Source organism: Rubrivivax soli, from assembly GCF_049810355.1.
Lineage (GTDB): Bacteria > Pseudomonadota > Gammaproteobacteria > Burkholderiales > Burkholderiaceae_C > Rubrivivax.
In genome coordinates, this window is record NZ_CP187368.1 from 1,392,130 (window position 1) to 1,413,305 (window position 21,176).

Below are 21,176 nucleotides of genomic sequence, written 5' to 3' on the forward strand. Positions count from 1 at the left end.
ATCATGCCGGGCAACCGTGGCCTCGGCCACGGACCCGGGCCGCCCGCGTCACTCGTCCAGCGTGCGCGGCTTGAACTTGCGGTCGTCCTTGAACAGGAAGGTCTCGACGAAGGTCCAGGGCTTGGGCAGCTTCGAGACGTCGCCGTACGGCGCGGCGCGGCGCACGGCGTCGATGGCCAGCTGCGTGGTGTCGCGCGCCTGGCCGGGCTGGCGCAGGACCTTGATGCCCTTCACGCTGCCGTCGGCGTTGAGCTCGATCTCCAGCACCGGCACGGCCAGCAGGATGTCGGGCGGCTTGCCGACGTAGGTGCCGTCGGGGTGCGCCGCGACCAGCCGCCGCGCGGCCTGGCGGCGCAGTTCGTCCTTGTTGCGCGATGCCGTGGGCGCGCCCAGCGGCACGCGCGCGGCCGGGCCGGTGGGCGTGGCCACCGGTGCGGGCGCCGCCGGGCGCGGGCTGGCGGCCGGCGCGGGCGCCGGGCCGGGTGCCGGTGCCGCACCCTGCTGGGCACAGCCCGCCAGCACCAGTGCCGCGAAGCCCAGCGACAGCAGACCGAGGGAACGGCTCTGCGAGCCACGGCGCGTCTGGGGCGCCTCAATGCAATGCACGGTAGATCTCCTCCGCAAGTTCACGTGAAATGCCTTCGACGCCGGCCAGGTCGTCGACGCCGGCTGCCGCCACGCCACGCACGCCGCCGAAGCGCTGCAAGAGCCGGGCCCGCTTGCGCGGGCCGACGCCGGGAATGTCCTCGAGGCTGCTGCCCCCCGTGCGCACGCTGGCGCGGCGGGCGCGCATGCCGGTGATGGCGAAGCGGTGCGCCTCGTCGCGGATCTGCGCCACCAGCATCAGCGCCGCCGAGTCGTGGCCCAGGTAGACCTTCTCGCGTCCGTCGGCGAACACCAGTTCCTCCAGCCCGACCTTGCGGCCCTCGCCCTTCTCGACGCCGACGATCAGCGACAGGTCCAGCCCGAGTTCGGTGAAGACCTCGCGCGCCATCGCCACCTGGCCGCGGCCGCCGTCCACCAGCACCAGGTCGGGCAGGCGGGCGGCACCCTTCCGCGGCTTTTTCGCGGGTGCGTCGCCATCGGCCGGGGGCGGCGGATCGGGTGCGGTGTCCGGCGCAGCTTCAGGCGCCAGCCGCGCCAGTTCGGCCAGCTTGGCGTAGCGGCGCGCCAGCACCTGGCGCATCGCAGCGTAGTCGTCGCCGCCGGTGATGCCTTCGATGTTGAAGCGCCGGTACTGCGCGCTCTGCATCGCGTGGCCCTCGTAGACCACGCAGCTGGCCTGCGTGGCCTCGCCGGCGGTGTGGCTGATGTCGAAGCACTCGATGCGCAGCGTGTCGGGGTCGGCGATGTCCAGGTCCAGCGCCTCCACCAGCGCACGCGTGCGCTCGCGCTGCGAGCCCTCCTCGGCCAGCAGCCGCGCCAGTGCGAGTTCGGCGCCCTTCTCGGCCATCTCCAGCCAGATGCGCTTCTGCTCGCGCGGCTGGTGCACCACGCGCACCTTGACGCCGGCGGTCTCGGACAAGGCGTCGATCAGTGCCGGGTCGACCGCATGGCTCAGCACCAGCTGCGACGGCACCGCCTGGCCCACGTAGTGCTGCACGATGAAGGCCTCGAGCACCGCCACCTCGGGGCTGGCGGCATCGGCGCGGCCGTCGGCCTCGTCGGCGCTCATCGCCGCGCCGTCGTCCACGTGCGTGGGGAAGTGCGCGCGGTCGCCCAGGTGGCGGCTGCCACGCACCATCGCCAGGTTCACGCAGGCGCGGCCGCCGGCCACGCGCACGGCCAGCACGTCCACGTCCTTGTCGGTGGCCGACAGGCTGCTGGCGTCCATGCTCTGCTGGTGCAGCACGCGCGACAGCGAGCCGATGCGGTCGCGCACCGCGGCGGCCTTCTCGTACTCCAGCGCCTCGGCCCAGGCCATCATCTGCACCTGCAGGTCGTCCACTACCTCCTGCTGCTCGCCGAGCAGGAAGCGCTCGGCGTCGCGCACGTCACGCGCGTAGTCGTCCTTCGACACCAGCCCCACGCAGGGCCCCGAGCAGCGCTGGATCTGGTACAGCAGGCAGGGACGCGAGCGGTTGTTGTAGACCGTGTCCTCGCAGGTGCGCAGCCGGAACACCTTCTGGATCAGCTGGATCGTCTGCTTGACCGCCCAGGCGTTGGGATAGGGGCCGAAGTAGCGGTGCTTCTTGTCCACCGCGCCGCGGAAGTAGGCCACGCGCGGGAACTGTTGAGCCGACGGGGCACCCACCCCATCGGCAGCGCGGCTGCCGGTGATCTTCAGGTAGGGGTAGCTCTTGTCGTCGCGGAACAGGATGTTGAACTTGGGGTTCAACGTCTTGATCAGGTTGTTCTCGAGCAGCAGCGCCTCGGCCTCGGTGCGCACCACCGTGGTCTCGAGCCGCGCGATGCGCGCCACCATGCTGCCGATGCGCGTGCCGCCGTGGTCCTTCTGGAAGTAGCTGGAGACGCGCTTCTTCAGGTTGCGCGCCTTGCCCACGTAGAGCACGCCGCCCTGGGCGTCGAAGTAGCGGTAGACGCCCGGCAGCCCGGGCAGCGCCGCCACGTCGGCGAGCAGCCGGTCGCGGTCGGGGGCGCGCTCTGGCGGGCGCTCGGGCGGGCGCCGGGGGGCGCTGTCGGGAACGTCGGGCTCGGACATGAGGGCCGCATTCTCACCGGCTTCGATAATGCGGCGATGGCCTGGGACCTGTTCTGTCGCGTCGTCGACAACTTCGGCGACGTCGGCGTCTGCTGGCGCCTGGCGCGCGACCTGGCCGGGCGCGGCGTGGCCGTGCGCCTCTGGATCGACGATGCCAGCGCGCTGGCCTGGATGGCGCCGGGCGGCTGCCCCGGCGTGCAGGTCGGCGCCTTCGACGACGCCGGCCCGCCGGGTGATGTCGTGGTGGAAGCCTTCGGGTGCGACCCGCCGCCGGCCTTCGTCGCGCACATGGCCGACCTGGCACGGCCGCCGGTGTGGATCAACCTCGAATATCTCAGCGCCGAGAGCTACGTCGAGCGCTCGCACGGCCTGCCGTCGCCGCAGGCCAATGGGCTGACGAAGTGGTTCTTCTACCCCGGCTTCACGCCGCGCACCGGCGGCCTGCTGCGCGAGCCCGGGCTGCTGGCGGCCCGTGACGCCTTCGACCGCGACGCCTGGCTGGCCGGCCAGGGCCTGCAGCGCCAGCCTGGCGAGCGCGTGGTGGCGCTGTTCTGCTACGAGAACCCGACCCTGCCCGCGCTGCTGGACGACCTGGCACGCCAGCCCACGCTGCTGCTGGCCACACCCGGCCACGCGCAGCGGCAGCTGGCCGGGCTGGCACTGCCGCTCCCGCTGCGCAGCGCCGCCCTGCCCTGGCTCGACCAGGACGGCTTCGACCGTCTGCTCTGGAGCGCCGACCTGAACGTCGTGCGCGGCGAGGATTCGCTGGTGCGTGCGCTGTGGGCCGGCGCGCCCTGCGTGTGGCAGATCTACCCGCAGCACGACGGCGTGCATGCGCGCAAGCTGCAGGCGCTGCTGGACCGCCTGCCGCCCGTGCCCGGGCTGGCCGCGGTCTGGCAGGCCTGGAACGGCCTTGCCGCCCCAGGTGCCGCCTGGCCCGGCCTGCCCGACACCGCACCCGAAGGCGCCTGGCAGCGGGCGGCACAGGCTGCCCGCGCGGAGCTGGCGGCGCAGGACGACCTGTGCACCCAGCTGCTGCGCTTCACGCAGATCAAGGCAGCCGCCTGCTAGAATTGCGGGCTTTGCGCTGCGCGCGCAAACCCTTCCCAACTCACAGGCCGCGGGTCCTCACCCGCAGGAACCGCCATGAAAATCGCTCAGGAAATCCGCGCCGGCAACGTCATCATGCACGGCAAGGACCCGATGGTCGTGCTCAAGACCGAATACAGCCGCGGTGGCCGCAACGCCGCCACCGTGCGCCTGAAGATGAAGAACCTGCTCAACGGCGGCGGCGCCGAGGTCGTCTTCAAGGCCGACGACAAGATGGACCAGATCATCCTGGACAAGAAGGAGTGCACCTACACGTACTTCGCCGACCCGATGTACGTGTTCATGGACGCCGAGTACAACCAGTTCGAGGTGGAAGCCGAGAACATGGGCGACGCCATCAACTACCTCGAGGACAACATGGCCGTCGAGGTCGTGTTCTACGACGGCAAGGCGATCTCGGTCGAGATGCCCACCACCGTCGTGCGCGAGATCACCACCGACCCCGCCGTCAAGGGCGACACCTCGGGCAAGGTGCTGAAGCCGGCCAAGCTGGTGGGCACGGGCTTCGAGATCAGCGTGCCGATCTTCGTGGAAAACGGCGACCGTATCGAAATCGACACGCGCACGCACGAGTACAAGAAGCGCGTCTGACGCCACTCCGGGCACACGCATCGCAGGGCACCTTCGGGTGCCCTTCTTCATTGCGAGGCGCCAGCGTGCCACCTGCATCATCATTGCCCGCCATGCACTTCGACTTCGACACCGCAGTCAGCGCGCCCTTCCGCATGCAACCCGGGCTGCGCCGCCTGGCCGCGGGCACGCAGCAGCTGACCCCGCTGGCGCCCGGCTCGCGCCACCAGCGCGAGAAGCTGGCGGTGCTGTCGGCCTTTGCCGACCAGGCCTTGCTGCAGCAGCCGGACTTCGACGCCACGCCGGCGCTGCACGCGCTGTGCGCACATGCCGCGGCCGAGCACCCCGGTGCCTTCGGCTGGGACGGCCGGCGGGCCCATGCGCGGCTGCTCGGCACCGCGGTCGCCGACGACGCCGTGGAGCACGTGGCCGCCGGCAGCTTCGGCCTCGGCGACGAGGTGGCACGCTGCCTGCGCGGGTTGCCGGCCGGCTGGCGCCTGGCTGGCCTGCTGAGCCTGGCCTTCGCCGAGGACTTCGCCGTCGTCGACGGCGACAGCGGCCACATCCCCTGGCTGGCGGTGTGCCTGCCCTCGCACTGGGCGCCGGAGGACAAGGTCGGCCGCCACTTCGCCGAAGTGCACGCGCCGGTGGCCGACAACGCGCTGCTGGTCGGCGCGAGCCAGGCGCTCACGCGCATGGTCACCGGCGCCGAGCGCTGGGAGCGCTTCGTCTGGACCGTGACGCCGCACCCGCGCCTGCACGCCCACCCGCGGCGCGTGGACGAGCGCCGCTGGGCCGGCGTGCCCGTGGGCGGCGCCTGGTGGCGCAGCGAGCGCCAGACCTTCATTCCGGTGCCGGGCCTGCAGCAGGCGGTGTTCACGATCGGCGTCGACGTGCAGGCACTGCCGCTGGCCATCGACACGCCGGCGCGCGCGGCGCGGCTGCACGCCGCCGTCGCCAGCATGTCGCCCGCCGTGCTGGCCTACCGCGGCCTGACGCCGGTGCGCGACGACCTGCTGGCCTGGCTGCAGGCGCGTGCCGCCAACGCCTGAAGCAGGGCCCTTGCACGCGCCCCCAGAGCACCCGGACGGCGATGCAGGCGCAGGCGGCCGCCAGTGGCTCCTGCACGGCAACGGCCTGCCGGCGCGCTGGTCCGGGCGCAGCCGCTTCGTCGTGCTGCAGACCGCCTTCGGCCTCGGTCAAGACTTTCTCGATGTCTGGCATGCCTGGCAAAGCGATCCGCAGCGTTGCGAGCGGCTGGTCTACGTCGCCATTGCGCCCGACCCGCCGACGCGGGAGGCCCTGGCGCGCGGGCAGCCCGACGCCAGCAGTCCGCTGCACGGCCTGCACCGTGCGCTGCTCGATGCCTGGCCGCCGCTGACGCCCGACCTGCACACGCTGGACTTCGCCGGCGGCCGCGTGCGGCTGCTGCTGGCCGTGGGCGACCTGGCCGCCGTGCTGCCCGAACTGACGCTGCAGGCCGACGCGTTCTGCCTGGGTGCCACGGCAGCGGCACCCGCCTCGGCGGCGTGGGACGCGCGCATCGTGAAGGCGCTGGGCCGGCGCGCGGCGCCGGGCGCCACCGCCGCCAGCCCGCACACCGGCGCGGCGCTGCACGCGCAGCTGGCGACGGCGGGTTTCCGCGTCGCGCTGGTGACGGGCACAGCTGCGTTGACCACGCACACCCGCGCCTGGTTCGAACCGCGCAAGCCTCAGGCGCCATCGCCGGCGCCCGCGCCGCAGCGCCGCGAAGCCGTCGTCGTCGGCGCCGGCCTCGCCGGTGCCAGCGTCGCCCGGGCGCTGGCCGACGAAGGCTGGCAGGTGCAAGTGCTCGACCGCCATCCGCGCCCTGCGGCCGAGACCTCGGGCAACGCCGGCGGGCTCTTCCACGGCACCGTGCATGCCGACGACAGCACCCACGCGCGGCTGCTGCGCGCCGCGGCGCTGCTGGCGCAGCGCGTGCTGGGGCCGCGCATCGCCGACGGCACCTTGCCGGGCCAGCAGCAGGGCCTGCTGCGGCTGGATCACCGGCCCGTGGCCACCCTGCAGGCCCTGCTGCTGCGGCAGCACCTGCCCGCCGAGTGGGTGCAGGTGCTGGACGCCGCAGCAGCCAGCGCGCTGGCCGGCGTGCCGGTGCCGCACGCCGCGTGGTTCTTCCCGGGCGGCGGCTGGGTGTCGCCGGCCGCGCTGGCCGCGCACTGGCTGCAAGGGTTGCACTTCCGCGGCGGCTGCGCCGTGCAGTCGCTGCAGCCTGCATCGGCGCAAGGCCAGGCAGGCTGGCAGCTGCTGGATGCCACGGGAACCGTGCTCGCCACAGCCCCCGTCGTCGTGCTGGCCAACGGCGCCGACGCCGCACGGCTGCTGCAGGCCGACTGGCCGCTGCAGCGCCTGCGCGGCCAGGTCAGCGGCTGGCAGGGCGCGCCGGTGCCGCTGCGGCGGCCGCTGGCCGGCGACGGCTACGCGCTGCCCTTGTCGGCCGATGGCCTGCTGTGCGGCGCCAGCCAGCATGCCGACGACGACACGCCCGCGCTGCGCGACAGCGACCACGCGCTGAACTTCGCGCGCCTGCTGCGCCTGACCGGCCTGCAGCCGCCGGCTGACCAGCGCCTGTGGACCGGCCGGGTGGGCTGGCGCGTGGCCGCCGACGACCGCATGCCGGTGGCCGGCGCGGTACCGGCCCCGGCGGACGGTGTGCCCCACGACCAACGCCGCGACCAGGCGCGGCGGTGGCCGCGCGTGCAAGGCTTGTTCGTGTGCACCGCGCTCGGTGGCCGCGGCATCACGCTGGCGCCGCTGCTGGGGCGGCTGGTGGCGGCGCAGGTGGCAGGCAGTCCGCTGCCGCTGCAACAGCGTCTGGTCGACGCCGTGGACCCCGTGCGCTGGCAGGTGCGCGCCGCGCGGCGCGGCACGGGGCCGGGCTGAGTCAGGGTCGCATCCAGGAGGCGTCAGGACATCGACGCGCCGAACTCAGGGCTGGGGTTCGGCCGGCGGCGGTGCGTCGGCCGCGGCGGCGTCGCCGTCGTGCGGCTGGCCGTCGTCGGGCTGGCCCGGCTGGGCCTTCTTCTGCGCCTTTTCCTCCTTCTTGCGCTTCTTCGCCAGTTCGCGCTGCCGCTTCTCGAAGGAGTAATTGGGTTTTGCCACGGGCAGGTCCTTGAAATGAGTGCCGGCCATTATCGGCCAGCGTGGTGGACGGGCGGTGCGCCGTTCAGAAGGTCAGGGTCTTCACGCCCTGGGCGGTGCCGAGCAGGCAGATGCCGGCGCGGTGGCGCGCGAAGATCCCCACCGTCACGACACCCGGCCACTGGTTGACCTCGGTCTCGAGCGCGAGCGGGTCGGCGATGGCCAGGCCGCGCACGTCGAGGATCGGGTGGCCGTTGTCGGTGACGACGCCGGCCCGCAGCGTGGCCGTGCCGCCCAGCGCCGCGAAGCGCCGTGCCACCTGGGGTGCTGCCATCGCGATCACCTCCACCGGCAGCGGGAAGGCGCCCAGCGTCTGCACCAGCTTGCTCTCGTCGGCGATGCAGACGAAGCGCTCGGCCAGGTCGGCCACGATCTTCTCGCGCGTCAGCGCGGCACCGCCGCCCTTGAGCATGTGGCCGCGGTGGTCGATCTCGTCGGCACCGTCCACGTACACCGGCAGGCTGGTCACGGCCTCGGCCTCCAGCACCGGAATGCCGTGCGCCAGCAGCCGCTCGGTGCTCTTCACGCTGGAGCTGACGGCGCCGCGGATGCGGTCCTTCATCGTCGCCAGCGCGTCGATGAAGTGGTTCACGGTGGAGCCCGTGCCCACGCCCACCAGGGCGCCCGGGGTCACGTACTGCAGTGCGGCGCGGCCGACCAGGGCCTTGAGTTCGTCTTGGTTCATGGCCCCGATTATCGGGCTGCGACAATCCCGCCCCATGCTCACACTGCCCTACGGCCTGGCCCGCCCCTTCCTCTTCGGCCTCGACCCCGAACACGCCCACGAGGTCACGCTGGGCAGCATCGCCCGGCTGCAGAACACGCCGGCGCAGTGCCTGTGGCAGCAGCCGCGCGTGGACGACCCGGTCACGGTGGCCGGCCTGCGGTTCCCGAACCGCATCGGCCTGGCGGCGGGCATGGACAAGAACGGCCGCTGCATCGACGGCCTGGGCGCGATGGGCTTCGGCTTCATCGAGGTCGGCACGGTGACGCCGCTGGCACAGCCGGGCAACGCCAAGCCGCGTATCTTCCGCCTGCCCGAGGCCCAGGCGCTGATCAACCGCCTGGGCTTCAACAACGAGGGCCTGGACGCCTTCGTCGCCAACGTGCAGCGTGCGCACAGCTTCCGCGCGTCGGGCGGCATCCTCGGCCTGAACATCGGCAAGAACGGCGCCACGCCCAATGAACGCGCGGCCGACGACTACCTGAAGGCGCTGGCTGGCGTGTACCCGCACGCCGACTACGTGACCGTCAACGTCAGCAGCCCCAACACCAAGAACCTGCGCGCGCTGCAGAGCGACGAGGCGCTGGATGCGCTGCTGGGCACGCTGCAGGCGCGCCGCGCCGAACTGGCGCGGCAGCACGGCCGGCAGGTGCCGCTGTTCGTGAAGATCGCGCCCGACCTCGACGAGACGCAGGTGGGCGTGATCGCCGCCACGCTGCGCAAGAACGGCATCGACGGCGTCGTCGCCACCAACACCACGCTGTCGCGCGACGCCGTGCAGGGGCTGCAGCACGCCGGCGAAACCGGCGGCCTCAGCGGCCGGCCGGTGTTCGAGGCCAGCAACCGCGTCATCGCGCAGCTGCGTGCGGCGCTCGGCACGGGTTACCCCATCATCGGCGTCGGCGGCGTGCTCAGCGGCGCCGATGCACGCGCCAAGATCGCCGCCGGTGCCGACCTGGTGCAGATCTACACCGGCATCATCTACAAGGGCCCGGCCCTGGTGACGGAGGCGGCGCGCGCGCTGCGCGCCGGCTGAGCCGGCCGGCTGCAGCGTCGTTACTGCAGCGGCACGCCGGTCTTGGCCTGCAGCTCGTCGCGCGTGACGCCGGGCGCCATCTCCACCACCTTCAGGCCGTGCGGCGTGACGTCCAGCACCGCCAGGTCGGTGATGATGCGGTCGACCACGCCCACGCCCGTCAGCGGCAACGTGCACTGCGGCAGGATCTTCAGGTCGATCGTGCCGTCCTTCTTCTTCGCCACGTGCTCCATCAGCACGACCACGCTCTTCACGCCGGCCACCAGGTCCATGGCGCCGCCCATGCCCTTGACCATCTTGCCGGGGATCATCCAGTTCGCCAGGTCGCCCTTCTCGCTGACCTGCATCGCACCCAGGATGCTCAGGTTGATCTTGCCGCCGCGGATCATCGCGAAGCTGTCGTGGCTGCCGAAGATGCTGCTGCCGGGCAGCGTGGTCACGGTCTGCTTGCCGGCGTTGATGAGGTCGGGGTCGACCTCGCTCTCGTCGGGGAAGGCGCCGATGCCCAGCATGCCGTTCTCGCTCTGCAGCCAGACCTCGATGTCGGGGCTGACGAAGTTGGCCACCAGCGTCGGCAGGCCGATGCCCAGGTTCACGTAGAAGCCGTCCTGCAGTTCCTTGGCCGCGCGCGCGGCCATCTCGTCGTGGGTCCAGGGCATGGTCAGGCTCCCTTCGGGTTCTGTTTGGTGGTGCGCTTCTCGATGCGCTTTTCCGGCGTCGCGTTCAGCACGATGCGGTGCACGTAGACACCCGGCAGGTGCACGGCGTCGGGGTCGAAGGTGCCGGTCTCGACGATCTCCTCCACCTCCACCACGGCGATCCTGCCGGCCATGATGACGGCCGGGTTGAAGTTGCGCGCGGTGCGGCGGAACACGAGGTTGCCGCTCTTGTCGGCCTTCCAGGCCTTGGCCAGCGAGACCTCGGGCGTCAGCGAGCGTTCCATCACGTAGGTGTGGCCGTCGAACTCGCGCAGCTCCTTGCCTTCGGCCACCTGCGTGCCGACGCCGGTGCGCGTGAAGAAGGCCGGGATGCCGGCGCCGCCGGCGCGCAGCTTCTCGGCCAGCGTGCCCTGCGGCGTGAACTCCAGCTGCAGCTCGCCGGCCAGGAACTGGCGCTCGAACTCCTTGTTCTCGCCCACGTAGCTGGAGATCATCTTGCTGATCTGCCGCGTCTCGAGCAGCTGGCCGAGGCCGAAGCCGTCGACGCCTGCGTTGTTCGAGATCACCGTGAGATTCTTCCTGCCGGTGTCGCGCAAGGCCGCGATCAGCGCCTCGGGGATGCCGCACAGGCCGAAACCGCCGACGGCCAGCAGCTGCCCGTCGTGCACGATGCCGTCGAGCGCCGCCTGGGCGCTCGGATAGACCTTCTTCATCGGATGGACCTCCAGTCGAAGTCCGCAGCGTACTACGTACTGCATTAAGTAAGATCGCCTAGGTCGGAACCCGGCACCCTCATCCCCACCCTCCCGAGGAGCACGCGCATGGAAACCCAGTCCTTCGCCGACCTGGAAATGCTGCAGGCCGCGCTGAACCACGTCTTCGCCGACTGGGTGCGCGAGCTCGACCTCCGTGTGCTGGAGGCCCGCGCCGGCGAGGTGACGCTGGTGCTGCCGGTGACACGCCGCCACGTGCACGAAGGCGGCGTGCTGTGCGGCCAGACCATGATGGCCGCTGCCGACACCGCGATGGTGCTGGCCGTGATGACCAAGCTCGGCGGCTTCAAGCCGATGACCACGGTGCAGCTGCAGACCAGCTTCCTGCGGCCGGTGTCGGGCAGCAGCGGCGCGGCGCGCGTGGTGGCGCGCGTGCTGCGCATGGGCAAGAGCCTGGTGTTCGGCGAGGTGCAGATCATCAACGCCGACGACGAACTGGCCGCGCACGCCACCACCACGTACGCGCTGCTGTGACGACCTGACGACGTGAGCGCGCCCGATCTCGACTACCGCACCGCGTTCGACCTGGCGCCCATCGGCCTGGTGCTGTCGCGCCAGCGGCTCGTGATCGACTGCAACCAGGAACTGCTGAAGATGTTCTCGGCCACGCGCGAGCAGCTCATCGGCCGCAGCTTCGAGGTGCTGTACCCGACGCCGGCGGAGTTCCAGCGCACGGGCGAGCGCATCGTCGCCAGCCTCGACCGGCATGGCCGCTACGCCGACGAGCGCGTGATGAAGCGCCTGGGCCCGGGCGCGGGCACCGACAAGGGCGGCGAGCTGTTCTGGTGCCACGTCTCGGGCCGCGCGCTCGACCCCGCGCAGCCGCATGCCGCCGGCATCTGGGCCTTCGAGGACCTGTCGTCGCGGCGCGTGCTGAAGCTGGAGTTCACCGCGCGCGAACGCGAGATCGCCGCGCTGCTGATCGACGGCCTGACCAGCAAGCTCATCGGCAAGCGCCTGGCCATCAGCCCGCGCACGGTGGACGTGTACCGCGCGCGGCTGATGCGCAAGACCGGCGCCGCCACCACTCCCGAACTCGTGAACAAGCTGCTCAGCGGCGGATGAGAGGACACCCGAGATGATCGTGCTGCACCACCTGGAACACTCGCGCTCGCAACGCGTGCTGTGGCTGCTGGAGGAACTGGGACTGCGCTACGAGATCCGGCGCTACGCGCGCAACAAGCAGACGATGCTGGCGCCGCCCGAGCTGCGCCAGGTCCACCCGCTGGGCAAGTCGCCCGTGATCACCGACGGCAGCATCACGGTGGCCGAGTCCGGGGCCATCGTCGAGTACCTGCTCGACACCCACGGCCAGGGCGCGCTGCGCCCCGCGCCGGGCACGGCCGAACGGCGCCGGTTCACCTACTGGCTGCACTTCGCCGAGGGCACCGCGATGCCGCCGCTGCTGATGCAGCTGGTGTTCGACCAGATCCGCCGGGCCAAGGTGCCGTTCTTCATCAAGCCCGTGGTGAAGGGCATCGCCGACAAGGTGGGCACGGCCTTCATCCGACCCAACATCGAATCGCAGCTGCGCTTCATGGACGACGAGCTGTCGCAGCGGCCGTGGTTCGCCGGCGCCGAGTTCAGCGCCGCCGACATCCAGATGAGCTTTCCGCTGGAAGCCGCCGCCGCGCGCGCCGGGCTCGACGACCGCTTCCCGAAGCTGCAGGACTGGCTGGAGCGCATCCACGCCCGCCCGGCCTACGCGCGTGCGCTGGCGGCCGGCGGGCCGTACGAGATCCTGGGCTGAACCGTCGGCCGCGGCCCGTGGCCGCGGCGGTGCGTCAATCGACGCCCAGTTCGCGCGACAGGCGCTGCACCAGCGCGCGCAGCTCGGCCACCTCGGCCGCCAGGCGCGTCTGCTCGGCCTTGATGGCCGCCAGCTCGCCCGCCGCCACGCTGCCGCCGGCGTCGCCGTGCGCGGCCGCTGCGCCGGCGGCAGGCTGCGCCACCTCGCCGCACAGCAGGTGCGCCCAGCGCGCCTCGCGCTCGCCCGGGGCCCGCGCCAGCTTCAGCACACGCGGCGGGTAGCGCTCGGCCAGTTCCTCCAGCGCCGCTTCCACGGCCGCGATGTCGGCAAACCGGTGCAGACGTTCGCAGTTCAGCCGCAGTTCGGCCGCGGTCTGCGGGCCGCGCAGCATCAGCACCGCGAGCAGCGCTGCCGCCGGCTGCGGCACGTTGAGGCCGCGCGCGGCGTTGTGCTCGAACTTCACGACCCGGCTGCTGCTGCCTTCGAAGGCCAGGCTCAGGCTCTTGAGCCCGTCGACGGCCGTCAGCACCTCGGCGTCGGTGGCCTCGATGACGGGCTGGCGCGCCGTCTTCTGGTTGCAGCCGGCCACCAGCGCGTTCAGCGACAGCGGATAGGTGTCGGGCACCGTGTGCTGCTTCTCGACCAGCACGCCCAGCACGCGCGCCTCCAGCGGGGTCAGGTTCCGCACGGGTGGCCGTCGCTCAGAGGCCGAAGCCGTCGTCGGCCGCGATCACCGCGCCGTTGACGAAGTGGCTCTCGTTGGCGCACAGCATCATCAGCGCCGCGTCCAGGTCCTGCGGCTTGCCCACGCGCTTGCGCGGCAGCATCTGCACCAGCTTCTGGCCGGCGTCGGTCTGCCAGTGGTGGTGGTTGATCTCGGTGTCGATGTAGCCCGGGCACAGCGCGTTGACATTGATGCCGAAGCGGCCCCACTCCAGCGCCATCGCCTTCGTCATGTGGACCACGGCGGCCTTGCTCATCGCGTAGACGCCGATCTGCCCCAGCACCTTCAGCCCCGCCATCGACGCGATGTTGACGATGCGCCCGCCGGTGTAGGTGCCCGGCGCCTCGCCCTTGCAGCGCGCGACCATGCGCTTGGCCACTTCCTGGGCCACGAAGAAGGCGCCACGCGTGTTGGTGTCGAACACGAAGTCGAAGTCGTCGGGCGATACATCCAGCAGCTTCTGCGTGGTGCTGACGCCGCTGTTGTTGACGAGGATGTCGATGGCGCCCATCTCGGTCTCGGCATGGGCCACGGCCGCACGGATGCTGTCGTGGTCGGTCACGTCGAGCTCCACCACGTGCGCGTCACCGCCGCCGGCCTCGATCTCCGCCCGCAGCGTCTTCAGCCGCTCCACGCGTCGCGCGGCGAGCACCACGCCGGCACCGGCCCGCGCCAGCGTCTTGGCGAACTGCACGCCCAGGCCGCTGGAAGCCCCGGTGACGAACGCCACGCGCCCGGAAAGATCGATCTGGTAGGCCATGCCCTGCTGCTCCTGCTTCACTGCTTTCGCGGGGACGATAGCACGCGACAATCGCGCGATGGACCAGGTCGATGTGCTCGTCGTCGGGGCCGGTGTCGTGGGCCTGGCGGCCGCGCGCGCACTGGCGTTGCAGGGGTTGGAGGTGCTGATCGTCGAGGCAGGCACGGCCATCGGCACCGGGGTCTCGTCGCGCAACAGCGAGGTCATCCACGCCGGCCTGTACTACCCGCCCGGCAGCCTCAAGGCGCGCCGCTGCGTCGAGGGCCGCGAGCGGCTGTACGCCTACTGCGCCGAGCGCGGCGTGGCGCACCGGCGCTGCGGCAAGCTGGTGGTGGCCACGCAGTCCGACGAGCTGCACAAGCTCGACGCCCTGCTGGAGCGCGCGCCGCGCTGCGGCGTGCACGACCTGCAGCGCCTGAGCGCCGCCGAGGCCGTGGCGCTCGAGCCCGCGCTGCAGTGCGCGGGCGCGGTGCTGTCGCCGTCCACCGGCATCGTCGACAGCCACGCGCTGATGCTGGCACTGCTGGGCGACGCCGAACACGCGGGCGCGCTGCTGGCGCTGCGCGCGCCGCTGCGCAGTGCCGCGCGCGACGGCAGCGGCTGGCTGGTGCACACCGGCGGCGACGAGCCCTTCACGCTGCACGCACGCTGCATCGTCAACGCCGCCGGGCTGTCGGCACAGGCCGTGGCGGCCAGCCTCGCGGGCTTTCCTGCCGCCGCCATTCCGCAGCAGTTTCTCGCCAAGGGCCACTACTTCGCGCTCGGCGGCCGCTCGCCGTTCAGCCGCCTGATCTATCCCACGCCGGTCGACGGTGGCCTGGGCGTGCACCTGACGCTGGACCTCGGCGGGCAGGCGCGCTTCGGCCCCGACGTGCAGTGGCTGCCCGCCGGCACCGCGCCCGAGGCGCTCGACTACGGCGTCGACCCCGCGCGCGCCGCCGCCTTCGAGGCCGAGATCCGCCGCTACTGGCCTGCCCTGCCCGCCGGCGCGCTGCAGCCCGCCTACAGCGGCGTGCGGCCCAAGCTGAGCGGGCCCGGCGCGGCTGCGGCCGACTTCGCCGTCAGCGGGCCGGCGCAGCACGGCGTGCCGGGTGTGGTGCACCTGTTCGGCATCGAGTCGCCGGGCCTCACGTCGGCGCTGGCGCTGGCCGACGATGTCTGCGCCGCCGTGACGGGCTCGCCACAGAAATAGCACGGTCGTTCTTTTTTCATCCTCCGCCCCCTACAATCCGCCGCGCTGCAACACGGAAGACGCCGACCATGAGCCCCCAGGAGATCCTCGACCAGTTCGGCCCGCGCGAGGCCATGGAGTACGACGTCGTCGTCGTCGGTGCCGGCCCCGCCGGCCTGTCCACCGCGATCCGGCTCAAGCAGCTGAACCCCGACGTCTCGGTCGTGGTGCTGGAGAAGGGCAGCGAGCCCGGCGCCCACACGCTGAGCGGCGCGGTGATGGACCCGCGTGCCATCACCGAGCTGTTCCCCGACTGGAAGGAGCGCGGCGCGCCGCTGCTGCAGCCGGTCACCGGCGACCAGGTCCTGTTCCTCGGCCCCGACGACCACAAGACCACGCCCGACTGGCTGGTCCCCGGCTGCTTCCACAACCAAGGCAACTACGTCATCAGCCTGGGCGCCGTCACCAAGTGGCTGGGCGAGCAGGCCGAATCCCTGGGCGTGGAGATCTTCCCCGGCTTCACCGCGGCCGAGGTGCTCTACGACGACGCCGGCGCCGTGCGCGGCGTGGCCACAGGCAACCTGGGCGTGGGCAAGGACGGCCAGCCGCACGACGGCTTCCAGCTCGGCATGGAGCTGACCGCGAAATACACGGTGTTCGCCGAAGGCGCGCGCGGCCACCTCGGCCGGCAGCTGATCGAACGCTTCCAGCTCGACGCCGGCCGCGACCCGCAGAGCTACGCGCTGGGCGTGAAGGAACTCTGGGAAGTGCCGGCCGACAAGGCCCGGCCCGGCCTGGTGGTGCACACCGCCGGCTGGCCGATGGACGAGCACACCTACGGCGGCGGCTTCCTCTACCACCTGGAAGGCAACAAGGTGACGCTGGGCTTCGTCACGGGGCTGGACTACCAGAACCCGTGGATCAGCCCGTTCGAGGAGATGCAGCGCTGGAAGACGCACCCGGCCATCCGCGCGCACATCGAAGGCGGCAAGCGCATCGGCTACGGCGCGCGCGCCATCACGGCCGGCGGCCTGCTGAGCCTGCCCAAGCTGGTGTTCCCGGGCGGCGCGCTGGTGGGCTGCGAGGCCGGCACGCTGAACGCCGCACGCATCAAGGGCAGCCATGCCGCCATCAAGACCGGCATGCTGGTGGCCGAGGCCATCGTCCCGGCGCTCGCCGCCGGCCGCAGCGCCGACGAGCTCAGCGCCTACCCGGAATCCTTCGAGAAGAGCTGGCTGCACGCCGAGCTCGACCAGAGCCGCAATTTCAAGCAGTGGTTCAAGCAGGGCAACACCGTGGGTGCGCTGATGACCGGCATCGAGCAGTGGCTGCTGCCCAAGCTGGGCATGAAGAGCCCGCCCTGGACCGTGCACCGCAAGACGCCCGACCACGAACGCCTGCAGCCGGCCGGCCAGATGGAGCGCATCGACTACCCGAAGCCCGACGGCGTGCTGACCTTCGACCGCCTGAGCTCGGTCTTCATCAGCAACACCAACCACGAAGAGAACCAGCCCGCGCACCTGACGCTGAAGGACGCCGCGGTGCCGGTGGCGGTGAACCTGGACGTCTACGCCGGCCCCGAAGGCCGCTATTGCCCCGCCGGGGTGTACGAGTACGTGAACGAGGGCGGCGCCGACCGCCTGGTGATCAACGCGCAGAACTGCGTGCACTGCAAGACCTGCGACATCAAGGACCCGACGCAGAACATCGTGTGGGTCACGCCCGAAGGCGGCGGCGGCCCGAACTACGCAGGGATGTGATGCCCGGCGCGGCGCTGCCGCGGGCGGCAGGCCCTCCAGGCCCCATGGGCCGGTCGCGCTCTTGGGGCCTGCTGGGCCTGCTGACCCTGTGGTGCGTGCTGTTCCTGGCACGCCCGGCCTTCGCCACGCCGCCCCTGGTGCTGGACGATGCCACGTCGCGCGTGGAAGCCTGGCCAGCTGTCACCGTGCTGTCCGACCCCGACGGCACGCTGACGCTGGAGCAGGTGCTGGCCGCACGCGCGCGCTTCACGGTGCCCGAGGGCGCCAGCGCGACGCTGGGCCTGCGCAAGGACGTGGTCTGGCTGCACATCCCGCTGCAGGTGGCGGCCGCCTCCGACGGCACGTGGATCCTGGACATCAACTACGCCGCGCTGAACCGCGCCGACGTGCACCTGCTGCTGGACGACCGGCTGGTGCAGCAGCGCCGGTTGGGCAACACGCAGCCACTGGCCGAGCGGCCGTTCTCTAGCCGCTCGCACGCGCTGCTGCTCGACCTGGCGCCTGGCCAGCGCGCCGAACTGCTGCTGCGCGTGCAGACGCAGGGCGGCATGATCCTGCCGATCACGCTGAACAAGCCCTCGGCCTTCCACGCCGCGGCGCTGCAGGAACAGCTGCTGCAGGGCCTGCTGACGGGCCTGGGGTTGTGCCTGCTGATCTACAGCCTGGCGCAGTGGGCCTCGGTGCGCGAGGCCATGTTCCTGAAGTACGCGCTGCTGATCAGCGGCAGCCTGATGTTCTCGGTGGCGCAGTTCGGCCTGGGCGCGCTGTACCTGTGGCCAGGCAATCTGTGGATGGAACAGCACACGGCCGCCGTGGCGGCCCTGGTGGCGGCCACCGGTACCTGCCTGTTCGTGCAGGACGTGCTGGTGGGCCGGCAACGCCGGCCCGTGCTGAGCGGCCTGCTGTTCGCGAACGCGACGGCGCTGCTGGTCACGGCGGCGGCCTACATGCTGGGCTGGCTGCACGTGCACCAGGTGAGCTGGGTCGTCGGCACGCTGGGCCTGACGCCGGCACTGATCGGCCTGCCCGGCGCCATCGCGCGCGCACGGCGCGGCGACCGCGTGGGCTGGTACTTCCTGGCCGGCTGGATCGGCTACTTCGTCTGCACCTTCATCATGGTCAGCCTCATCAAGGGCCGGCTGCCGGCCAACTGGTGGACGCTGCATTCGTTCCAGTTCGGCGCCACGCTGGACATGCTGCTGTTCATGCGCGTGATGACGCTGCGCCTGCAGGCCATCCACCAGGCGGCGCAGCAGGCCGCGCTCGAGCGCGACACGCTGCGCTCGATGGCGCTCAGCGATGCGCTCACCGGCCTGCCGAACCGGCGCGGCCTGGCACAGCAGCTCGACCTGCGGCTGCAGCAGGCCGCGCCGGGGCGCCTGCTCGCGCTGTACCTGCTGGACCTGGACGGCTTCAAGGACATCAACGACCGCCACGGCCACGAGGTCGGCGACCAGGTGCTGGTGGCGGTGGCCGAACGGCTGCGGGCACAGATGCGCGACGGCGACCTGGCCACGCGGCTGGGAGGCGACGAGTTCGTGGTGCTGGCCGACGGCCTGCCCGACATCGGCGAGGCCGAGGCGGTGGGCCGCAGGCTGGTGCAGGCCTTCGCCGCGCCGTTGCTGGCCGGCGGCGTGGAGTGCCGCATCGGCCTGACGGTGGGCTACGTGCTGGCGCCGCTGGACGGCAGCGACGTGCGCAGCCTGATGCGGGCCGCGGACGCCGCCATGTACAGCGGCAAGCAGGAAGGCAAGAACTGCGTGCGCCGGGCGGCGCCGCAGTCGCCCGTCACGGCGCGCTGACGCGGTCCGCCGCTTCAGGCCAGCTTGAAGCTGGCGACTGCGGCGACCAGCGTGCGCACCTGCTGGTTCAGGCTGTCGGCGGCGGCGGCCGACTCCTCCACCAGCGCGGCGTTCTGCTGCGTCACCTGGTCCAGCTGCGTCACGGCGTCGCTGACCTGGCCGATGCCGGTGGTCTGCTCCTGCGTGGCGGCACTGATGTCGCCCAGCAGGTCGTTGACACGCTTCACCTGGGTCACGATGTCCTGCATCGTGCTGCCGGCCTCGCCGACCAGCGTGGAGCCGCTTTCCACCTTCTCGACGTTGGCGCCGATCAGGCTGCGGATCTCGCGCGCGGCCTCGGCGCTGCGCTGTGCCAGCGTGCGCACCTCGCCCGCCACCACCGCGAAGCCGCGGCCCTGCTCGCCGGCGCGCGCGGCTTCCACCGCGGCGTTCAGCGCCAGGATGTTGGTCTGGAACGCGATGCCGTCGATCGTGCCGATGATGTCGGCGATCTTGCGGCTGGCGTCGGTGATGTCCTGCATCATCACGACCACCTGGCCGACGACGTCGCCGCCCTTGACCGCCACGCTGCTGGCCGACTGTGCCAGCTGCGCCGCCTGGCGCGCGGTGTCGGCGTTGTTGCGCACGGTGGCGTTGAGCTGTTCCATCGACGCCGCGGTCTGCTGCAGGTTGCTGGCCTGCTCTTCGGTGCGCTGCGAGAGGTCGGCATTGCCGGTGGCGATCTGGCCGGCACCGGTGGCGATCGAATCGCTGCTGCTGCGCACCTGGCCGACGATGCCGGTGAGGCTGGTCGTCATGCGCTGCAGCGCGCCCAGCAGTTGCGCGATCTCGTCGCGGCCCGACGCATGCACGCGCGCCGTCAGGTCACCGGCGGCGACCTGCTCGGCCAGCGCCACGGCCTGCGCGACCGGCACGGTGACCGAACGCGCGATCTGCCATGCTGCCACCACGCCGATCAGCACGGCGACGATGGCGATGACCACCAGCAGCCGCGTATTGGACTGCACGGCGGCGTCGGCGTCGACCGAGGCCTGGTTCATCAGCTTTTCCTGCAGGTCGGCGAACGCCTCCATGCGCTGCATGTAGCCCAGCTGCGCGGTGCGCAGATCGGCCACCAGCAGCTCGCGCGCCTCGACGGACTGGCCACCGCGGGCGAGGCTGTCGAAGCGCTCGATGGCGGCGGTGTAGAGCTGGCGCTGCTCCTGCAGCGCGGACAGGCGCTTCCTGCCTTCGTCGGACACGACCAGCGGCGCGAGCTTGTCGTAGATCGCCGAAGCCGTCTCGCGGCTGGTCTTCAGCGCATCGAGCTCGGTCGTGCGCTGGGCGGCGTCGTCGAAGATGACGACGTTGCGGGCGAAGCGCGCCTGCTTGTTGATCTCTTCCTTGATGTCGCTGACCAGCCTGACCTTGACGTAGAAGTCGTCGGTGACGTTGTGCAGGCCCGTGTTCACGGCACGCAGCGCGAAGACGCCGGTGGCGGCCACGCCGATCAGCAGCAGCAGGCACAGGCCGAAGGCGAGGCCGATGCGCTGGCCCAGGCGAAGTTGGTGGAGAAAACTCATGGTGGTTCCAGTTCTGACTCGTGAGGCGAACCCTCGACCACACCGGTCCGGCATGGCGGGCTTCTGATGCCGAGTCTGCGCGCCGCCCGGCGCGCAAATTCGCTGAAATCAACCGAGAAATCCCGCCAGTCTTCAGGCCGGGCCGCGCGACCAGGCCGCCGGCCGCTTCTCGATGAAGGCCTGCACGCCTTCGAGCGCACTCGCATCCATCATGTTGCAGGCCATCGTGGCGGCCGCGTCGGCGTAGGCCGCCGCGATGCCGGTCTCGAGCTGGCGGTAGAACAGGCCCTTGCCGGCGGCCATGGCCACCGCCGGCTTGGCGACGATGCTGGCCACCAGGCGCTCGACCGCGGCGGCCAGCTCGCCGGGCTCGGCAACGCGGTTGACCAGGCCCTTCTCGCGCGCCTCGGCAGCGCCGATGAACTCGCCCGTCACCAGCATCTCGAACGCCGCCTTGCGCGGCAGGTTGCGGCTGAGCGCGACGCTGGGCGTGCTGCAGAACAGGCCGACGTTGATGCCGCTCACCGCGAAGCGTGCGTCGTGCGCGGCCACCGCCAGGTCGCACATCGCCACCAGCTGGCAGCCGGCGGCGGTGGCGATGCCGTGCACCTGGGCAACGACGGGCACCGGCAGTTGCTGGATCGTCAGCATCATGCGGCCGCACTGGTCGAACAGCCGCTGGTAGTAGTCGAGACTGGGCGCGGCGCGCATCTCCTTGAGGTCGTGGCCGGCGCAGAAGGCGCGGCCCGCGCCGGCGATCACGACCACGCGCGCGCCGGCATCGGCGGCCACGCGGTCGAGCGCCGCCTGCAGCGCCTCGAGCATCGCCTCGCTCAGCGCATTGAAGGCCGCGGGGCGGTTGAGCGTCAGCGTCACGACGCCGCGGCTGTCCTGCTCGAACAGCACCAGGGGTTCTTGGTTCATGGTCGGGGT

Annotated in this window: 21 protein-coding genes; 11 read left to right on the forward strand and 10 right to left on the reverse strand. The window is 71.6% G+C overall.

Going from position 1 to position 21,176, the window contains the following annotated elements; all coding sequences use genetic code 11:
* Window positions 1–48: 48 nt before the first annotated feature.
* The gene (locus ACPOLB_RS06280) at window positions 49–606 is read right to left on the reverse strand and encodes a hypothetical protein (protein WP_425260439.1); all 558 of its coding nucleotides are present in this window, start codon (window positions 604–606) and stop codon (window positions 49–51) included.
* Entirely contained in the window at window positions 593–2,662 is a 2,070-nt protein-coding gene (gene uvrC, locus ACPOLB_RS06285) for an excinuclease ABC subunit UvrC (protein ID WP_425260440.1), read from the reverse strand. The genes ACPOLB_RS06280 and uvrC overlap by 14 nt, the downstream gene beginning before the upstream one ends.
* A gap of 36 nt (window positions 2,663–2,698) precedes the next feature.
* Here uvrC and earP point away from each other — a divergent pair, with 36 nt between their 5' ends.
* From earP to mnmC, 4 genes are all read left to right on the forward strand, one after another.
* Entirely contained in the window at window positions 2,699–3,733 is a 1,035-nt protein-coding gene (gene earP / locus ACPOLB_RS06290; RefSeq protein WP_425260441.1) for an elongation factor P maturation arginine rhamnosyltransferase EarP, read from the forward strand.
* A 75-nt stretch (window positions 3,734–3,808) separates the two neighbouring features.
* A complete protein-coding gene (efp, locus tag ACPOLB_RS06295) occupies window positions 3,809–4,363 on the forward strand; it encodes an elongation factor P (protein WP_425260442.1) in 555 nt (184 codons plus the stop codon).
* Window positions 4,364–4,455: 92 nt separating this feature from the next.
* Window positions 4,456–5,394: a heme-dependent oxidative N-demethylase subunit alpha family protein gene (locus ACPOLB_RS06300; protein WP_425260443.1), complete on the forward strand. Its 939-nt coding sequence runs from the start codon at window positions 4,456–4,458 to the stop codon at window positions 5,392–5,394.
* Between the two features lie 10 nt (window positions 5,395–5,404).
* Window positions 5,405–7,264, forward strand: a complete 1,860-nt coding sequence (gene mnmC, locus ACPOLB_RS06305; RefSeq protein ID WP_425260444.1) for an FAD-dependent 5-carboxymethylaminomethyl-2-thiouridine(34) oxidoreductase MnmC — start codon at window positions 5,405–5,407, stop codon at window positions 7,262–7,264.
* A 45-nt stretch (window positions 7,265–7,309) separates the two neighbouring features.
* Here mnmC and ACPOLB_RS06310 read toward each other — a convergent pair whose 3' ends face one another.
* Together ACPOLB_RS06310 and rpiA are read right to left on the reverse strand one after the other, a co-directional pair.
* The gene (locus ACPOLB_RS06310) at window positions 7,310–7,483 is read right to left on the reverse strand and encodes a hypothetical protein (RefSeq protein WP_425260445.1); all 174 of its coding nucleotides are present in this window, start codon (window positions 7,481–7,483) and stop codon (window positions 7,310–7,312) included.
* Window positions 7,484–7,547: 64 nt separating this feature from the next.
* Window positions 7,548–8,207, reverse strand: coding sequence for a ribose-5-phosphate isomerase RpiA (gene rpiA / locus ACPOLB_RS06315; RefSeq protein ID WP_425260446.1), 660 nt, complete (start codon window positions 8,205–8,207; stop codon window positions 7,548–7,550).
* Window positions 8,208–8,241: 34 nt separating this feature from the next.
* Here rpiA and ACPOLB_RS06320 point away from each other — a divergent pair, with 34 nt between their 5' ends.
* Window positions 8,242–9,282 carry a quinone-dependent dihydroorotate dehydrogenase gene (locus ACPOLB_RS06320; RefSeq protein WP_425260447.1) on the forward strand — a complete coding sequence of 347 codons (1,041 nt, stop codon included), beginning with the start codon at window positions 8,242–8,244 and terminating at the stop codon, window positions 9,280–9,282.
* A 20-nt stretch (window positions 9,283–9,302) separates the two neighbouring features.
* Here ACPOLB_RS06320 and ACPOLB_RS06325 read toward each other — a convergent pair whose 3' ends face one another.
* Both ACPOLB_RS06325 and ACPOLB_RS06330 read right to left on the reverse strand, forming a co-directional pair.
* Complete coding sequence (locus ACPOLB_RS06325) at window positions 9,303–9,941, reverse strand: 3-oxoacid CoA-transferase subunit B (RefSeq protein WP_425260448.1); 639 nt, start codon at window positions 9,939–9,941, stop codon at window positions 9,303–9,305.
* A gap of 2 nt (window positions 9,942–9,943) precedes the next feature.
* Complete coding sequence (locus ACPOLB_RS06330) at window positions 9,944–10,654, reverse strand: CoA transferase subunit A (protein ID WP_425260449.1); 711 nt, start codon at window positions 10,652–10,654, stop codon at window positions 9,944–9,946.
* A 108-nt stretch (window positions 10,655–10,762) separates the two neighbouring features.
* On the opposite strand from ACPOLB_RS06330, the gene ACPOLB_RS06335 reads away from it, so the two are divergent.
* The 3 genes from ACPOLB_RS06335 to ACPOLB_RS06345 are packed head-to-tail and all read left to right on the forward strand — an operon-like array spanning window position 10,763 to window position 12,464.
* Window positions 10,763–11,188 (forward strand): PaaI family thioesterase, encoded by a 426-nt coding sequence (locus ACPOLB_RS06335; protein WP_425260450.1) that lies wholly within the window; start codon window positions 10,763–10,765, stop codon window positions 11,186–11,188.
* Between the two features lie 12 nt (window positions 11,189–11,200).
* Window positions 11,201–11,779, forward strand: a complete 579-nt coding sequence (locus ACPOLB_RS06340; RefSeq protein WP_425260452.1) for a LuxR C-terminal-related transcriptional regulator — start codon at window positions 11,201–11,203, stop codon at window positions 11,777–11,779.
* 13 nt (window positions 11,780–11,792) lie between these two features.
* Entirely contained in the window at window positions 11,793–12,464 is a 672-nt protein-coding gene (locus tag ACPOLB_RS06345; protein ID WP_425260453.1) for a glutathione S-transferase, read from the forward strand.
* Between the two features lie 34 nt (window positions 12,465–12,498).
* On the opposite strand, the gene ACPOLB_RS06350 is transcribed toward ACPOLB_RS06345, so the two are convergent.
* Window positions 12,499–13,152, reverse strand: coding sequence for a YceH family protein (locus ACPOLB_RS06350; RefSeq protein ID WP_425260454.1), 654 nt, complete (start codon window positions 13,150–13,152; stop codon window positions 12,499–12,501).
* 13 nt (window positions 13,153–13,165) lie between these two features.
* Window positions 13,166–13,948, reverse strand: a complete 783-nt coding sequence (locus ACPOLB_RS06355; RefSeq protein WP_425260455.1) for an SDR family oxidoreductase — start codon at window positions 13,946–13,948, stop codon at window positions 13,166–13,168.
* A 58-nt stretch (window positions 13,949–14,006) separates the two neighbouring features.
* Here ACPOLB_RS06355 and ACPOLB_RS06360 point away from each other — a divergent pair, with 58 nt between their 5' ends.
* The 3 genes from ACPOLB_RS06360 to ACPOLB_RS06370 all read left to right on the forward strand — a co-directional run bounded on the left by ACPOLB_RS06360 (window position 14,007) and on the right by ACPOLB_RS06370 (window position 18,681).
* On the forward strand, window positions 14,007–15,140 hold the full coding sequence (locus ACPOLB_RS06360; RefSeq protein WP_425260456.1) for an NAD(P)/FAD-dependent oxidoreductase: 1,134 nt from the start codon (window positions 14,007–14,009) through the stop codon (window positions 15,138–15,140).
* Window positions 15,141–15,208: 68 nt separating this feature from the next.
* Window positions 15,209–16,879 (forward strand): FAD-dependent oxidoreductase, encoded by a 1,671-nt coding sequence (locus tag ACPOLB_RS06365; RefSeq protein WP_425260457.1) that lies wholly within the window; start codon window positions 15,209–15,211, stop codon window positions 16,877–16,879.
* A 44-nt stretch (window positions 16,880–16,923) separates the two neighbouring features.
* Window positions 16,924–18,681: a diguanylate cyclase domain-containing protein gene (locus ACPOLB_RS06370; protein WP_425260458.1), complete on the forward strand. Its 1,758-nt coding sequence runs from the start codon at window positions 16,924–16,926 to the stop codon at window positions 18,679–18,681.
* A gap of 14 nt (window positions 18,682–18,695) precedes the next feature.
* Here ACPOLB_RS06370 and ACPOLB_RS06375 read toward each other — a convergent pair whose 3' ends face one another.
* Together ACPOLB_RS06375 and ACPOLB_RS06380 are read right to left on the reverse strand one after the other, a co-directional pair.
* The gene (locus ACPOLB_RS06375) at window positions 18,696–20,243 is read right to left on the reverse strand and encodes a methyl-accepting chemotaxis protein (RefSeq protein WP_425260460.1); all 1,548 of its coding nucleotides are present in this window, start codon (window positions 20,241–20,243) and stop codon (window positions 18,696–18,698) included.
* Between the two features lie 132 nt (window positions 20,244–20,375).
* On the reverse strand, window positions 20,376–21,167 hold the full coding sequence (locus ACPOLB_RS06380; RefSeq protein ID WP_425260461.1) for an enoyl-CoA hydratase: 792 nt from the start codon (window positions 21,165–21,167) through the stop codon (window positions 20,376–20,378).
* Window positions 21,168–21,176 lie beyond the last annotated feature (9 nt).

Coding starts and splice junctions, on each gene's coding strand:
- uvrC (WP_425260440.1), bottom strand. CDS start 2,662: ATGTCCGAGCCCGACGTTCCCGACAGCGCCCCCCGGCGCCCGCCCGAG.
- earP (WP_425260441.1), top strand. CDS start 2,699: ATGGCCTGGGACCTGTTCTGTCGCGTCGTCGACAACTTCGGCGACGTC.
- efp (WP_425260442.1), top strand. CDS start 3,809: ATGAAAATCGCTCAGGAAATCCGCGCCGGCAACGTCATCATGCACGGC.
- ACPOLB_RS06300 (WP_425260443.1), top strand. CDS start 4,456: ATGCACTTCGACTTCGACACCGCAGTCAGCGCGCCCTTCCGCATGCAA.
- rpiA (WP_425260446.1), bottom strand. CDS start 8,207: ATGAACCAAGACGAACTCAAGGCCCTGGTCGGCCGCGCCGCACTGCAG.
- ACPOLB_RS06320 (WP_425260447.1), top strand. CDS start 8,242: ATGCTCACACTGCCCTACGGCCTGGCCCGCCCCTTCCTCTTCGGCCTC.
- ACPOLB_RS06325 (WP_425260448.1), bottom strand. CDS start 9,941: ATGCCCTGGACCCACGACGAGATGGCCGCGCGCGCGGCCAAGGAACTG.
- ACPOLB_RS06330 (WP_425260449.1), bottom strand. CDS start 10,654: ATGAAGAAGGTCTATCCGAGCGCCCAGGCGGCGCTCGACGGCATCGTG.
- ACPOLB_RS06335 (WP_425260450.1), top strand. CDS start 10,763: ATGGAAACCCAGTCCTTCGCCGACCTGGAAATGCTGCAGGCCGCGCTG.
- ACPOLB_RS06345 (WP_425260453.1), top strand. CDS start 11,793: ATGATCGTGCTGCACCACCTGGAACACTCGCGCTCGCAACGCGTGCTG.
- ACPOLB_RS06355 (WP_425260455.1), bottom strand. CDS start 13,948: ATGGCCTACCAGATCGATCTTTCCGGGCGCGTGGCGTTCGTCACCGGG.
- ACPOLB_RS06360 (WP_425260456.1), top strand. CDS start 14,007: ATGGACCAGGTCGATGTGCTCGTCGTCGGGGCCGGTGTCGTGGGCCTG.
- ACPOLB_RS06365 (WP_425260457.1), top strand. CDS start 15,209: ATGAGCCCCCAGGAGATCCTCGACCAGTTCGGCCCGCGCGAGGCCATG.
- ACPOLB_RS06370 (WP_425260458.1), top strand. CDS start 16,924: ATGGGCCGGTCGCGCTCTTGGGGCCTGCTGGGCCTGCTGACCCTGTGG.
- ACPOLB_RS06375 (WP_425260460.1), bottom strand. CDS start 20,243: ATGAGTTTTCTCCACCAACTTCGCCTGGGCCAGCGCATCGGCCTCGCC.
- ACPOLB_RS06380 (WP_425260461.1), bottom strand. CDS start 21,167: ATGAACCAAGAACCCCTGGTGCTGTTCGAGCAGGACAGCCGCGGCGTC.